The sequence below is a fragment of the Paenibacillus solisilvae genome, assembly GCF_042656405.1.
GTDB lineage: Bacteria > Bacillota > Bacilli > Paenibacillales > Paenibacillaceae > Paenibacillus_Z > Paenibacillus_Z solisilvae.
In genome coordinates this window covers 1-13,430 of the sequence record NZ_JBHSOW010000078.1, presented here as the reverse complement: position 1 = coordinate 13,430, position 13,430 = coordinate 1, and the positions used below count along the sequence as shown (strand labels likewise).

The window sequence follows — 13,430 nt, the reverse complement described above, 5'->3', positions numbered from 1 at the left end:
CGTTGAAAAAATATGGCCGTTTTCTTTCACCGACATTTACAAAACATACATGCTAGCTTGTTATTGCCTTACTCATAATGTTTCGGCTCTCCTTCCCAATACAAATAACCGGCTGCCGCGGCAACCGGTAGGAGAGGATTATACAACGAACCCAATGCACACGGGCATAATCAATTTTAGTCATTATCTTGACTCCTTACGTCTATAAAACGTTGTTTTAAATTTTTTTATATACTTTGAATTAAAGACGATTAAATAGACCCAAACAATGACACTTTTGGTTCGTTTTTTGTTGCTGCTCTATCAGTCTATAAAACGATCGTTATATGGACAGTCGGCGAAGTGCACATCATTACAGAATACGAACAAACCCAACACTATGATGATTTGGTGTTGGGTTTATTCAAAAAAGTTCAGAATAACATAATTATGATTATAACTAGCTTATGACACAGTTCCCTATAATACCTGATATAGTTCTGTTTGGTTGCCATCTATCCAGAAGTGAAAGTTTTCGTCCCCATTTTGAATTTATTTCATATGCGTATTTTTAAGCGAGTAACGATTTTTCTGGATAGCTGTCACAACGGAATGCCTATTAGCTCACTTCAACGAGGTAGAGACACGCTTGAAAGTAAATCATTTCCTTATACCGGGGATGAACTGGTTTTTCTGGTACCCTATGATGCCAACAGGGACATGAAAGAACATTCTATTTTCCTGGAACGGAATATTCACTCCATATTGAATATAAAATCGTTCCGAATGGGGATCAGTTCATCGAAGGGCATTGAGGAGATCCATGCAGGCTGCAGAGAGGCACAGGAAGCACTGCATATTTCAAGCGTCATCCATCCCAACAAAACCTTTTGCTTTTTCAATGAGATCGGCATCTTTCGAGTCATTCGCATGATTTCGGAAAAACAAGACATGGCAGACTCTCTTCTCAAAGTGATCCAGCCCGTTTTGGACTATGACAGCAAAAATAATTCAAATCTGTTTGCGACACTCGATTGTTATTACCGGAACAACGGGAACATCAAAGCAACGGCGATAGAAATGTTCTGCCATTTCAATACCATTAATTACGGTTGGAATCGAATCTATCCTGGGCTTGAATGTCAACGATTCCGACAACACTTTCCAGCATCAGCTGGCGATTCGATTGTATTAATATTTGCAAAAAAAGCAGTTTGATGCGGCTCAGGCCAGTCTTGAAGGATAAAACATTACAGGCGGTATACCAAATGGAAACTCACTTCTTATCGGACTGTGCTGTTAAAAAAATGCTGTCCCTTTAAGCAGTTTTTCACTGCTTTCGGGACAGCATTTTTGTTCTAAAACTTTTTATTCCTTTATTGCTTTCAAGATATCGTTTTTGGCTGTCAGATTGGTCTGGACATATTCAAATAACCGTTCTCGAAAATGTAATACATCCTCAGCATCCACATACATATCGCTATTGGCGTCCAAATCCGGAAACACTTGAAGCAGCTCATAAGGATCCAAAAACAGCGCATAATTTATCGTTTTATCCTGGATAGAAATTTCCGAATAGGCGATGGTTTGAAAATGAGCGTGAACAGCGCTTGCCGACATGGTGAACCACATCGTAATCAGCAGCATTGCAGCGGTTCCGAAATGTGCCATCCGATATTTCAGCATAAGTCCACCTCCACTTGCTATACAGAATTTAAATATTTCGACACTTCGGTCCGGTAAGAGCTGAGCGCGGGAATGAGGCTGCCGATCAAACCGATAAAACAGACACCGAAGACGACAGCGTAAAGCTTGAATTGGAATACCGGCACAATTCCGATGCCTTGAACATCGGATAAGAAGGAAGTTAACGCCATGGCGATACCGTATCCCGAAACGACCCCCAGCAGTGTACCTATCAAAATCAAGACAAAGGTCTCAAGAAACACCGATACAAGTATCGTCTTCTTGCTTGCACCAATGGCTCTTAGGATGGCTACGGTCCGTTTTCTTTCCAGCATGGAGCCGAACAGCGAAAGCATGATAGACAAACCCGCCATGCCAAGTACTGCATAACTGATCCATTGCAGCACTTTCTCTCCGCTTCCGATTAAATCGAACCACTCCGCCATCACTTTGCCGGGGAAAACCGCTTGCGCTTCTTTACCTTGATTGATTTCCTGGTACAATTCAAACAAATGCAAATAGCTGTCGGGCTTTACCAGAATCGCTGTTACGCCCTGTTCCTCCTCATGCCCCTCCTCATGTTCCTCCTCCATGTTTTGAGCCGAAGATTCGGTATGGTCATGGCTAAGCCAATAGCTTTCCAAAGGAGTGTAGATACCAAGATCAGCAGAGCTTGAAGTTTTCGCAAGAACACCTACCACGGTGTACGGTTTTTGTGTATGCTGCTCCTCTTCCCCGTGGCCGGCAATCGCGCCGTGGCTTGCAATAAAGCTTTGTCCTAGCTTGAGATGTGCCTGCCGCGCCGTTTCCGAGCCCAAAACCACCTCAAACGGCTGTTCAAAGGCTCGCCCTTCTTTCAAGTGTAAGAATGGAGGATCACTCGGCTTCCCTCTCATATCAAAGAGGTTCGCATTCGTGCCGATAATACGAAATCCTTTGTAATTATCTCCCATGCTGAAAGGCACAGCCTGTACGACTCTTGGATCTTTACGCAACGATTCAAAAAAGGAGTACTCCAAATTGCCCAACGGGGTATCCGAAAGAAAGATCGTGTTCATTACCAACTGCGTGGAACTGCCTTTTGATCCGACCAGCATACCGTAAGGTTCGCTGGTACGCTTCATACCCTCCTTCATACCGTCTGATAGAAGCATTACGCCTTGAGCCAGCGCGACACCTACACATACGATGATGATGGTAACCGCCGATTGCAGCTTCCGGTTCATCAGATTGCGCCAAACCATTTTAAACGGAAACATCCCTCTCTACCTCCTGTTGTCCGGTCGTAGAACCCTTTTGCAAATCGACGGTACGGTCCATTTGACCCGCCAGCTCCATATCATGCGTACTGACAAGCAGAGCGGAATTTAACTCGGAACAGATGTGAAGCAGAAGTGAGAACACCGCTGCGGCATTGGCTCTATCCAGACTTGCGGTAGGCTCGTCCGCCAGAACAAGGGACGGTTTATTGGCGAGGGCGCGGGCAATGGCTACACGCTGCTGTTCACCTTGACTAAGCCGATCCACCTTATAATGTAATCTGTGATTAAGACCGACCCGCTCCAGCAGCTCCACCCCACGGGCTTTCTGTGCATGGGAAGGAATTACTTTGGCAAACTGCATGGCGATCGTCACGTTTTCCAAAGCTGTAAGGCCAGGGAGCAAATTAAAATTTTGAAAGACATAACCAATATGACGGGAGCGGAAAGCGTCCATCTGTGTTTCACTTAGCTGCAAAATGTCCGTATCCAGAGCCCGGATCTGCCCTGAAGAGGGGCGGACAATGCCGGCAATGATATTAAGCAGTGTGCTTTTTCCGCAACCACTCGGACCGACAAGGGCAATTTTTTGCTGGGCTTGAACCTCAAGAGTTGTAAGAGATAGTACAGTAACGGGCTTATTTTCAGAAAGATATGTTTTAACAAGTTGGTTAATAAGCAGCACTATTCAAGCACCTCTATTTTCTCTGCATATAATCTCACGAGGCTGACAAAACCGGTTAGCTCGTCCTTATATTCTCCAATCTCCAGCCTTCCTTTAACGATAAGCGGATGGTCCGTCACTTCCATTGGCTCTCCTTCCGGCAAATAGACGACAACAATATCTGCCGGCCACGTCGCAAGTGCTGCGCAAAACGGGCATTGCTCCATCATGTATCGGGTAAGCACGAAGAACTCAATTTCAGCTGTAAGCGGTGGGGCCATATAACCTTCAAATAAAACCGGCTGTTCCGACAGCTCCTGTGTTTTTTGTGAAAGATTCTTTGTCTCTACATCAGAATACAGCTCGTCAAACGTTAGCTTTTGGTATTCCTTCTTCGCCTGTACAACAACCGGTATGTTTTCCTTCACGGCTCCAGTAACCTGAGACTCCGCCTCCTTACTGTTTTGCCCGCATCCGAACAAGATGACAATTAAAAAAACGGCTGTAAAAAGCTTGCTGCTTCTTCGAAAACATTTCACGAAAGCCCCCCTCTCTATTGAAATATCATGTATAAACATAGGTTCAAATTATTATAAGTATCAATTGTTATCCGAATATAAATTAAATATTTGGATATAAATGTTTTAATTCCTTTTCTGAAAAATTTTGGATTATTCCGTTTGTTTTTATGTATTATTTTTCACTAGCGTTGCATAAATGTTTTCACATTATTCAAAACGTTCAATTATCTCCTCTTCCAAGCATAAAAAAATCCTTTACAGTGGATATGGGAGGTAGTTCCTGTCCATAATCCACCGAAAGGATCAACGCATGGATAAGGATACCCTATTTTCTTCATTTGGTAAATGGATCTCGCCCATTTTTACGAAAACGTTCACGGATTCGATCGTTGAAAACCGGCCAAGATAAGTACGTCAAAAAGCTGATCACACCGGCTTATCTCAAGTTATTCCTGCATGCGCAGCTGCAAAAGCGTGACAGTCTGCGGGACATTGCCGATGACGTCGTGTGCCAACCGTTCCAACGGGAACTTGGACTTTCGTCGATCTCTGCGGCTCAGCTCTGCCGAAAACACAGCCAAGTGAATCCCGACTTGCTTCAGCAGGTGATTGAGCGGCTAGCCAGATTCGTGCTTGGTCCGCTTATGCAAGGAGCCGATGCGTACCTTTTCGTCCAGCGTTACCTGGCTGCCTTGCGGAATCTCGAATGACTGCAGAGGCTCAATGACCTCGTTGTTCTTCAAACGCGTGACAAAGTGAATCCCTCGCTCACAATAGGAGTCAAATGCGCCATAGTCCACATACCCGCGGTCAAAAACGTAGGTGACGCCTTCCTCATCGATGAGCGAATCCATCTGTGTACGGTCATTTTTCTTGGCTTCCGTAATCGTTGCACGCTCCGGCAGTACGCCGTCTTCACCCACAAAAGCCAGGCGCAAATGAAGCTTGATGCCGGCTTTGGAAACGGTGGTCGAGTCGATCACTTTCATTGCAGTCCGATCGGCAGACGAAGGGCTCCGTGCCAAGATCTCGATGACGATATAGGATAGGTCTACTAATACAAGGATCGTCATCGGAATCAAAATGAGATAGGATAACCACTTCCCAAGGGCTTGGCGGCTATAATCAACAAATGTCAGCCCGGGATAGCGTCTGTTTAAATAGAGAATGCAGGCTAAGAGGAGCATCGCGAGCGCAATTGCAATGATCACTGACAACCAAGCTCCGTTTTGTGCTGCCCCCGTCAAAGGCGCCGGTATATAAGTGGACCATCATTTCAACCTTGTCATCCTTGGCTTTGTCGATCGCAACCGCCTGGACAAATGCGTATTCATCCAGTTCCATTTTATCCCAGCATCCAGTCAAGAGGAGACAGGCGACAACAACCAACGACCCGGAAAACACGATCTTTCTCACCGTTTATCCCACTTTCTCCCGTTTCTATGATGACTTGTGTGAATGCCGGTTCCGCGGCGAACGAAACAACGTTTTCAATGGAGCGCGAACGATCACATCGAGTAATTGCCGCAGGCGCAGAGGACCGAGCGGCGCAAAATAAGGCTGGCCGAGCGAGCGCAAACTCGTCAAATGCAGCAGAATCAGGAGGAACCCGATCATCAGCCCGAAGCCACCCAGAGAAGCGGCTAAAATCATCAGCGGAAAACGTAAGATCCGGATCCCGGTGGTGATATTATATTGCGGGATGGAAAACGTGGCGATCCCGGTTAACGCCACGACAACGACCATCGCCGGAGAGGCAATGCCGGCATTAATCGCCGCTTCGCCGATAACCAGCGCTCCCACGATACTAACCGCAGATCCGATCGGCCGCGGCAGGCGAATCCCCGCTTCATGGAGTAATTCGAAGAAAATTAACATCACTTACGCTTCAACAAAAGCGGGAAACGGGATCCCTTCACGCGTGTTTAGAATCGCGAGCAGGAGAACCGTCGGAATCAACTCGGGATGAAAGGTGGTCAGGGCAATATAGATACTTGGCAATGTAAGAGAGAGGGAAAAAGCAAAAATTCTTAATATACGAATCCATGAAGAATAAACCGTTCGCTCATAATAATCTTCACTGGATTGCAAGAACTCAGGGAATAGGCCCGGACAAATCATAATGGACGGACTGCCGGAGACGATCACGATAATCTTGCCATCGAGCACTGGCTATGTCGAAGGTGCCGTGGACCCGGAAACGTTGGCCGAATTTATACAGCGGATCAACAAGGCCAAGGATATGGAGATACTAGAAACCTCTTATATCGAGGAACTCCTGGAAGATTGGACTTATTCTCCGTTCCCGCAATTTCGTTTCACAGAACGTCCGGATACAAAAATCCATTTTAAAGTCGGAGGTCATTAACCGCGTGCGGAGCAAGCCGACATTTTTTTTCAGATTTTCAATCGTACTCTCATGAGGCCCTTTCACGACCGACTCCGTGATGGGTTCAGTTACTTGTCTCGTCTCAATGGATAACGCGTCAAAGCTGATCGCCTTATTCCACTGATCAAAGAAGATCGCGACATGACCGTTCAGAATTTTTTGCTCCACATCGTAGATGTGTTCCAGAACATGCGCGGTGTGAGCGGAGACTCCCTGCCGGCCAAAAAAGGAAATGACTTGGTCCGGTGTAATCTCCAGTGCCGGTCCTACTTCGTGGGCCACAAGATCCTGAAGAGCCGTTTTTAAGAAATTGGCCTTTAGATCCTGCACTAGCGTTTCACAGTGAATGACCAATGCGGAATACTCAAGAACCGGCCCATAGTGAAACGGGTGAAACAAGACATCCTTGCAATCTGCGAAAATCGCTTCCATCCGCTGCTTGTTGGCCGACAAGTCAGGAGAGACCGGTTCCCCCTTCTCCGCTGACTGCGGGTTTGTGTTATCTGCCGGATAATGGTTCATTGCTCTCCTCCTTGCTTGCGCCGTTATTCCATTTTGTTAAATATCATTTTGCCGATGGGCTCAAAAAGGATCTGCAGCGGAATGGTCGGACTCGGGATTTTCATTTTCGCCATCAAGATGCACCCAATCACTCCTGCCAGTCCCATCAAGACGGAGTAAACAACGACCTCCTTCTTCCGTCCCTTTCGGATGAGTGATTTGATTTGAACAACAGACAGCGTAACAAGGATAAGTAAAAACCAGACGATTCCCCACATATATATTGACCTCAATTCCATGTCTATATGGTTAAACAGATGATGAAGCCTATCAAGGTGATCCTTTCATCCGCATGGAGTTAACAGCCAGCAGGAATACGGGGATAACTATGCATGTGATCCACACCGCAATCGGGACAGTTAAGGCTCTAAACTCGGTCAATTTTGCATAAACGGGGAAGGACCAAAATACCCCGAGCACCGAAAGTACACTAAGCGGAACGACAATGTCCCGGTAATCCTTCAAACCGAACAGCTGGCTCACACATAGACAGAATGCGAATAGAAATACGCTCTTATCTTAAGAAATAATCCCTCCAGCCAGATAAACAAAACGATCGAATCTACTCGTTCGAAAGTCTCGCCAAGACCGATCATACGGATAACGGAGTAGAAAGGATAAACCGATTCGGAGGTGAACGGACCGATCACTGTAAGGGTTTGAGCTGTAATCGCAACCAATATTACCACGATGAAGCCGACTGAAAGCAGCGAAACCTTCCGCCCTTCCTCCTGTTGATTCAAAAAAGGCAGGAGAAAGCCGAGGACCAGCCAACCCCCTTGCAAAACCCAATACGAGGGTATGATCGTTCCTTTCAGGATGGGTAATAGGCCATTTTCGAATACGGGCTGCAGCTGTTCCGGTTTCATGTTCGGTATCGAAAAACATAAGATTAAAGCGATAAACAACATGTTGATCGGAACGATAAATTCGGCACACCGTCCTTGAACTTCAATTCCGGCTAATACGGCGATGGCACACACAAATGTGAAAATACCGACAATGACAAGACTTGGTGTCCGCGGGAGCGCATAGACGGAAACAAAGGTGGACATGGATTTTAGATTCATAGCAATATACAAAAATATACTGTACGCTAAAAATGCCGCGAACAGTCTTCCCAGCCATTTTCCGAGAATTTTCATACCAACTTCCACAATGCTCAAACCGGGATAACGTCTTGAAAGTGCGGTCATCAACACAACCATCAAGATCCCCGGCAGAATCGTAAGGGACATGGAGATCCAACCGTCCTGTTTGGCATACTCGCTTGCATACTTAGGGGCGAACAAGAACTCTGATGCGGTCACTACGGCTATCATCAATAAGCCGATTTGTCTGCTATTGATTTTCTCCAGCGACTTGATCATCATCGTACTTTCCCCCTTTCCTTTCTTCGGTTTGACCATTGACCAGATGCAGCTAATAAGCAGTGAACTTAAGGATGTCGATTTGATGATTGTCAGTCTCATTTCTTTCCGTAACTGCGATTGTTTATACTTTGAGGCGCCTCTACGGCCCCCTAATTAAACTGGAGCCGTTGGCGATGAAATCTATCATTATCTTAATTTCATTTTGGCTAATCCATAGAGCCATTTATAATAGGTGCTGCCATGCCTGCTTCCGTCACCTTTGTGACTCCATTTATAAGAAAAAACCGTCAGGGGATCTGGGAGATCCTGACGGTCCTTTAGGTTTTACGCACATCTGAAAAGTTGTACTCGCCCCAGAATACCTGCTCGAGCGGATGCATCACTTTGCCGCCTGCCGCAAGGTTATTGAACGCTTCCCGGCCCTCAGATTCGAACTGCAGATTCAGGCTAAAGCCGTTCCCGCGCGTAAGGGGAACGAAGGAATCGGCCATGAAGAAGTTTCCCCCTCCGGCAGCAGACTGGATGGCTTAGAAGCATATCCCGACTACTATCAGTTTGATGGAAGCTTCGTTGATCGTCTTTCCAAAAGAGCTCTGCCCGTCGAATGCCGGACCATTAATTGCGTCGGAACGCGAAGACTGCGCCTTGGCTGCTGCGGATTCTCAATTAAAGTGAGCAGCAGCTGCGCAGCCTGTCTCCCAATTTCCTCCTCCTGCTGCAGCACGCAGGTAGGAGGGATTCTGGCAGCCTCAGACCGTTCATAATCGTCAAAGAATACGACAGACAAATTGTTGGGAATTTGACGTCCGATCGACTCGGCCGCTTCAATTACCTTCTGGCCGATTCCCTCGTTCGCAGCGAAGGCAGCTGTTACCTCCGGATGCTCCAGAAGCAAGTGCCTAAAGCTCATGCTGTCCGTACTCTCGACGACATACTGTCTGCGAAAAGGAACCTGATATTCAGCCAGCGCCTGTTTATATCCTTCGAGCCGTTCCTCCAGGCTGGTTGTTCCTTTGAATAGGGAAGTGATAAATACAATATGCCGATGACCGCTGATGAGCAGATGCTCGGTCGCTTGGTATGCCCCTCCCCTATGATCGGAGCACACGCAGTTCGTATCAATACCCTTCAAATACCGGTCAATAACGACAATGGGAAATCGGTCCATCGTCAGCCGAAGGATCGTTTCATTATAAGTTTCACCATCGACAGGGTAGATGATGATGCCTTTCACCCCGGTATCTATGGCCTCTTGAAGAAGCTGCTCTTCCCTTTGGTCGTCATCATGTGTCGAAAGATAGAGAATTCGGATATTCGCTTCAGAAAGCGTACGTTCAATGCCCCTAAGCAGATTCATCGTAAACCGGTTGTCTAAGCGGGGGATTAAAAAAGCAATCATTCCCGCAGAGGATGCACCCTTCTTGTAACGGAGCGGCTCTCCCCCCTCATTCATCGCGACGAATGTACCGCGGCCTTGGATACGATAAATAATACCCTCTTCTACCAGCTTCGACATCGCGTTCTTGACCGTGATCCGACTGACCTCGAACTGTCTGGCCAGATGGGTCTCCGATGGGAGACGATGTCCTTCACGCCATCGCCCTGTCCGGATATGATCTTCAATGTAGCTGCGGATCTGCGTATATAATGGCATTCTTTTGGACTGAGTCAGCTCGCACACCCCTTTTCGTACAAATATACAACTTTGGGGATGGTCTTGTACATCCTGAATGGCTGGATTGGCTTAACTGCTCCGGAATGCCCTTCGAGATTATCCGCTTACGTTCGCCCGGATCAAAAATAACGCTATTTAAGCGTTAGCGTTAATTATTGCGCTCAACCGTGCAGCTTGGTCCTGTTGCTATTAGCACAATCCGTTTCGATCAGGCTGATATAGAACAAATAGACAACTTTTTGAAAGGCGCTGACTGCTAACCCGTTTACAATAGCTGAGCTTACCCATATTATGAGGACTATACAACGATCAGCTCTATCAGATCCAAGTTGTCTATTTGTATAATTGAAGGAGGCTCTCCGATTGACAGCCAAAACAATCCACGTCATCTCCCATACCCACTGGGACCGGGAATGGTATTTGCCTTACGAGAAGCATCATGTCCGTTTAATCGCTCTTATGGATACGTTACTGGAAACGCTGGAGCAGGATACTGACTTTAAAAGTTTTCATTTGGACGGCCAGACGATCATTCTGGAGGATTATCTTCAGGTTCGGCCCGAGATGCGCGAGAAGCTCGTTCACTATATTCAAACCGGAAGAATTCATATCGGCCCCTGGTACATCCTGCAGGATGAGTTCTTGACCAGCAGCGAAGCCAATGTCCGTAACTTGCTCATCGGTCATAGGGATGCGCAAGTGTACGGAAACGTGACCAAGATCGGTTATTTTCCCGATTCATTCGGCAATATCGGACAAGCTCCGCAGCTTATTAAGCAAGCCGGAATTGATACCGCGATCTTCGGCCGGGGTGTGAAGCCGACCGGGTTTAACAATCAAGTCGGGGAATCAAACGCGTATGAGTCGCCCTTCTCCGAAATGATTTGGCGTTCTCCGGACGGCACGGAAGTGCTCGGCATATTATTTGCCAACTGGTATCATAACGGCATGGAAATTCCAACCGATCCACAGGCCGCGCAGGCTTATTGGGACAGGAAGATTATCCAAGTGGAGCGGTTCGCGTCCACTCAACATCTGCTGTTCATGAATGGCTGTGACCATCAGCCTGTACAAACTAACCTCTCCACAGCACTTGAAACCGCTCGAAGCTTATATCCCGAGCATACATTCATCCATTCGGATTTTGAAACCTATGCCAAGCAGGTTCATGAATCATTAACCGATCAGCCCTTATCGGTTGTAAGCGGCGAGCTCCGCAGCCAGCAAACGGATGGCTGGGGAACCCTCGTGAATACCGCTTCGGCAAGGGTCTATATTAAACAGGCGAACACCCGGGTTCAAACGCTCTTGGAGAAAGTCGCTGAGCCCACAGCGGCAATTGCCAGTCTGCTTGGTCATGCCTATCCCCATCATCTGTTCACCTATGCTTGGAAGACGCTCATGCAAAATCATCCCCATGACAGCATTTGCGGCTGCAGCGTAGACGAGGTCCATGCCGAGATGATGACTCGTTTTGCGAAGAGCGGACATGTAGCCGAAACCTTAATTGACGCGGCTGTTGCCTCAATTACACGAGCCATCGATACGGAGAAGTTTGGCTTTGCAAAAGGCGCTGTGCCTTTCATTGCCCTTAATACCTCCGGCTGGAAACGCACGGGATTAGTCTCGCTTGAGCTGGAGATAAACCGAAGATCCTTCGACGAACATGTTCCGGCTGAGCTGTACAAGTCTATGGCAGCGGAGCCGTTCACCAGCGGCAGAATTATCGATGAATCCGGTCATGAAATTCCCGCGCGTATTGAGGATCTCGGCGTCAAATTCAATTACACGCTGCCGGGTGACCGCTTCCGCCAGCCTTATATGGCTCGTCGGATCCGTGTCAGTCTCCAGGTAGAGCAAGCTCCTGCTTTAGGCTACCGTACCTATGCATTTGTCCCTTATCCTCATGGGGAAGCTGCAGCTATCCATCCCGGCCCACAAATCAAGAATACAAGCCTCTCTCCGGAAGTACTGGAGAACGAATATTATCAGATTACAGTCGAATCGAACGGCAGCCTAACCCTGCTGGACAAAGAAGGCGGGCATCTGTACCGGGATTTGTGCGTCTATGAAAATGCAGGCGATATCGGCAACGAATATATGTTCAAGCAGTCCCATGATCATGCCGTGTTGACCACTCGTGACCTGCAGGCTGAGATTGCATGGGCCGAGCATTCCGATGCCGTTCATTCCGTTGATATCCTTCATCAATGGTCCATTCCGGCCAGTGCTGAATCCTCGCTTGAAACGGAGCAGAATGCAATGGTTTATTACCCGGAGCGAATGTCCAAACGGGCTGATTCCTTGATTCCTTTTGCGATTCGTACGCGGGTTACGCTTGAAGCAGGCGTGAAGGCGGTCAAGATCTCCACTACCTTCAATAATCAAGCAAAGGATCATCGTCTGCGAGCTCTGTTCCCGACCGATATTGCATCCGGCTCCGTGCATGCGGATTCGATCTTCGAAATTGCAGAGCGTCCTATCGAGCCCGCGCCAGAGTGGAAGAACCCGAGCAATTGTCAGCATCAGCAAGCTTTCGTTGCCGTGGATAACGCAAGTCAAGGATTAGCGATAGCGAATATCGGATTAAACGAATATGAGATCTGCCGGGATGGAAGAAATACGATTGCCGTTACTTTGCTCCGCGCCGTGGGCGAGCTTGGCGATTGGGGTGTATTCCCGACACCTGAGGCGCAATGTCCCGGTGAGCATACGGTAGAGATGGCGATTATTCCATACCGCGGGTCCAGCGAGCGCAGTCTTGCAGCCATAGAAGCCTATCAATATCAAATCCCATGGACCGCCGCACAAACCGATATCCATGCCGGTACGCTTCCGCTTGTTCACAGCTGGCTCAAATGGGAAGGATCGAATCTGGCCCTTTCTACGTTTAAAGTAAATGCAGACAATCAGGCCATTATGGTTCGTTGGTTTAATATGTCCAAGGAGCCGGCAGCACTCACCATAGAGCCAGGCGGAACACTTACCAATTGGTACCTTAGTGATGTACTGGAGCAAACCCGTACCTCTCTTGGAGATTCCAAGACTCAGCCACTGCATCGTGAAGTTAGAGCCGCGGAAATTCTTACGCTTGGCTCCAAGCCATCTTGGGCCGACTAATCGGATAACAAACAATAAATGTAATAAAAAGAGGCTGTCCCAAAAGTAGGTTACTCACTTGATGGACGGTTCGCCTGATAAAAAAACGTGTCAAATCTAGAGAATGGCGGTGCTAGGGAAGGTTATCCCTGCACTGCCATTTTTGATTTTCGGTCTGTTGCCGCCTTCTTTAGCAGATTATGGGCGAGCGAAAGCCATCCGAC

The 13,430-nt window shown here is 47.5% G+C and carries 14 protein-coding genes and 1 pseudogene; 4 read left to right on the top strand and 11 right to left on the bottom strand.

Annotated elements, in window-relative coordinates; translation table 11 throughout:
• Positions 1–540: 540 nt before the first annotated feature.
• On the top strand, positions 541–1,197 hold the full coding sequence (locus ACFPYJ_RS20685; protein WP_379190113.1) for a PucR family transcriptional regulator: 657 nt from the start codon (positions 541–543) through the stop codon (positions 1,195–1,197).
• A gap of 150 nt (positions 1,198–1,347) precedes the next feature.
• Here ACFPYJ_RS20685 and ACFPYJ_RS20680 read toward each other — a convergent pair whose 3' ends face one another.
• From ACFPYJ_RS20680 to ACFPYJ_RS20665, 4 genes are read right to left on the bottom strand one after another with little or no spacing between them, the layout of a single operon-like run.
• Positions 1,348–1,665 carry a hypothetical protein gene (locus tag ACFPYJ_RS20680; RefSeq protein ID WP_379190112.1) on the bottom strand — a complete coding sequence of 106 codons (318 nt, stop codon included), beginning with the start codon at positions 1,663–1,665 and terminating at the stop codon, positions 1,348–1,350.
• A 17-nt stretch (positions 1,666–1,682) separates the two neighbouring features.
• Complete coding sequence (locus ACFPYJ_RS20675) at positions 1,683–2,924, bottom strand: ABC transporter permease (protein WP_379190111.1); 1,242 nt, start codon at positions 2,922–2,924, stop codon at positions 1,683–1,685.
• Positions 2,911–3,609 carry an ABC transporter ATP-binding protein gene (locus tag ACFPYJ_RS20670; protein ID WP_379190110.1) on the bottom strand — a complete coding sequence of 233 codons (699 nt, stop codon included), beginning with the start codon at positions 3,607–3,609 and terminating at the stop codon, positions 2,911–2,913. The genes ACFPYJ_RS20675 and ACFPYJ_RS20670 overlap by 14 nt, the downstream gene beginning before the upstream one ends.
• Entirely contained in the window at positions 3,609–4,127 is a 519-nt protein-coding gene (locus tag ACFPYJ_RS20665; RefSeq protein ID WP_379190109.1) for a hypothetical protein, read from the bottom strand. Before ACFPYJ_RS20665 ends, ACFPYJ_RS20670 begins: the two co-directional genes overlap by 1 nt.
• A 320-nt stretch (positions 4,128–4,447) precedes the next feature.
• Between ACFPYJ_RS20665 and ACFPYJ_RS20660 the strand changes: the two genes are divergently transcribed.
• The gene (locus ACFPYJ_RS20660; RefSeq protein ID WP_379190108.1) at positions 4,448–4,819 is read left to right on the top strand and encodes a DUF4372 domain-containing protein; all 372 of its coding nucleotides are present in this window, start codon (positions 4,448–4,450) and stop codon (positions 4,817–4,819) included.
• Here ACFPYJ_RS20660 and ACFPYJ_RS20655 read toward each other — a convergent pair.
• Together ACFPYJ_RS20655 and ACFPYJ_RS20650 are read right to left on the bottom strand one after the other, a co-directional pair.
• Positions 4,727–5,356: a GerAB/ArcD/ProY family transporter gene (locus ACFPYJ_RS20655; RefSeq protein ID WP_379190107.1), complete on the bottom strand. Its 630-nt coding sequence runs from the start codon at positions 5,354–5,356 to the stop codon at positions 4,727–4,729. The genes ACFPYJ_RS20660 and ACFPYJ_RS20655 overlap by 93 nt on opposite strands.
• Before the next feature lie 193 nt (positions 5,357–5,549).
• Positions 5,550–6,230 (bottom strand): annotated as a pseudogene (locus ACFPYJ_RS20650) (spore germination protein).
• Between the two features lies 1 nt (position 6,231).
• Here ACFPYJ_RS20650 and ACFPYJ_RS20645 point away from each other — a divergent pair.
• Positions 6,232–6,477, top strand: a complete 246-nt coding sequence (locus tag ACFPYJ_RS20645; RefSeq protein WP_379190106.1) for a spore germination protein — start codon at positions 6,232–6,234, stop codon at positions 6,475–6,477.
• Here ACFPYJ_RS20645 and ACFPYJ_RS20640 read toward each other — a convergent pair.
• From ACFPYJ_RS20640 to ACFPYJ_RS20620, 5 genes are all read right to left on the bottom strand, one after another.
• Positions 6,361–7,020, bottom strand: coding sequence for a spore germination protein (locus ACFPYJ_RS20640; protein ID WP_379190105.1), 660 nt, complete (start codon positions 7,018–7,020; stop codon positions 6,361–6,363). The genes ACFPYJ_RS20645 and ACFPYJ_RS20640 overlap by 117 nt on opposite strands.
• A 23-nt stretch (positions 7,021–7,043) precedes the next feature.
• On the bottom strand, positions 7,044–7,277 hold the full coding sequence (locus tag ACFPYJ_RS20635; RefSeq protein ID WP_379190104.1) for a hypothetical protein: 234 nt from the start codon (positions 7,275–7,277) through the stop codon (positions 7,044–7,046).
• Positions 7,278–7,538: 261 nt separating this feature from the next.
• Positions 7,539–8,432 (bottom strand): GerAB/ArcD/ProY family transporter, encoded by an 894-nt coding sequence (locus tag ACFPYJ_RS20630; protein ID WP_379190103.1) that lies wholly within the window; start codon positions 8,430–8,432, stop codon positions 7,539–7,541.
• Between the two features lie 317 nt (positions 8,433–8,749).
• Positions 8,750–8,923, bottom strand: a complete 174-nt coding sequence (locus ACFPYJ_RS20625) for a VOC family protein (RefSeq protein ID WP_379190102.1) — start codon at positions 8,921–8,923, stop codon at positions 8,750–8,752.
• A 59-nt stretch (positions 8,924–8,982) separates the two neighbouring features.
• Positions 8,983–10,086, bottom strand: a complete 1,104-nt coding sequence (locus ACFPYJ_RS20620; protein ID WP_379190101.1) for a GntR family transcriptional regulator — start codon at positions 10,084–10,086, stop codon at positions 8,983–8,985.
• A 384-nt stretch (positions 10,087–10,470) separates the two neighbouring features.
• Between ACFPYJ_RS20620 and ACFPYJ_RS20615 the strand changes: the two genes are divergently transcribed.
• Complete coding sequence (locus ACFPYJ_RS20615; RefSeq protein ID WP_379190100.1) at positions 10,471–13,227, top strand: alpha-mannosidase; 2,757 nt, start codon at positions 10,471–10,473, stop codon at positions 13,225–13,227.
• Positions 13,228–13,430: the final 203 nt, after the last annotated feature.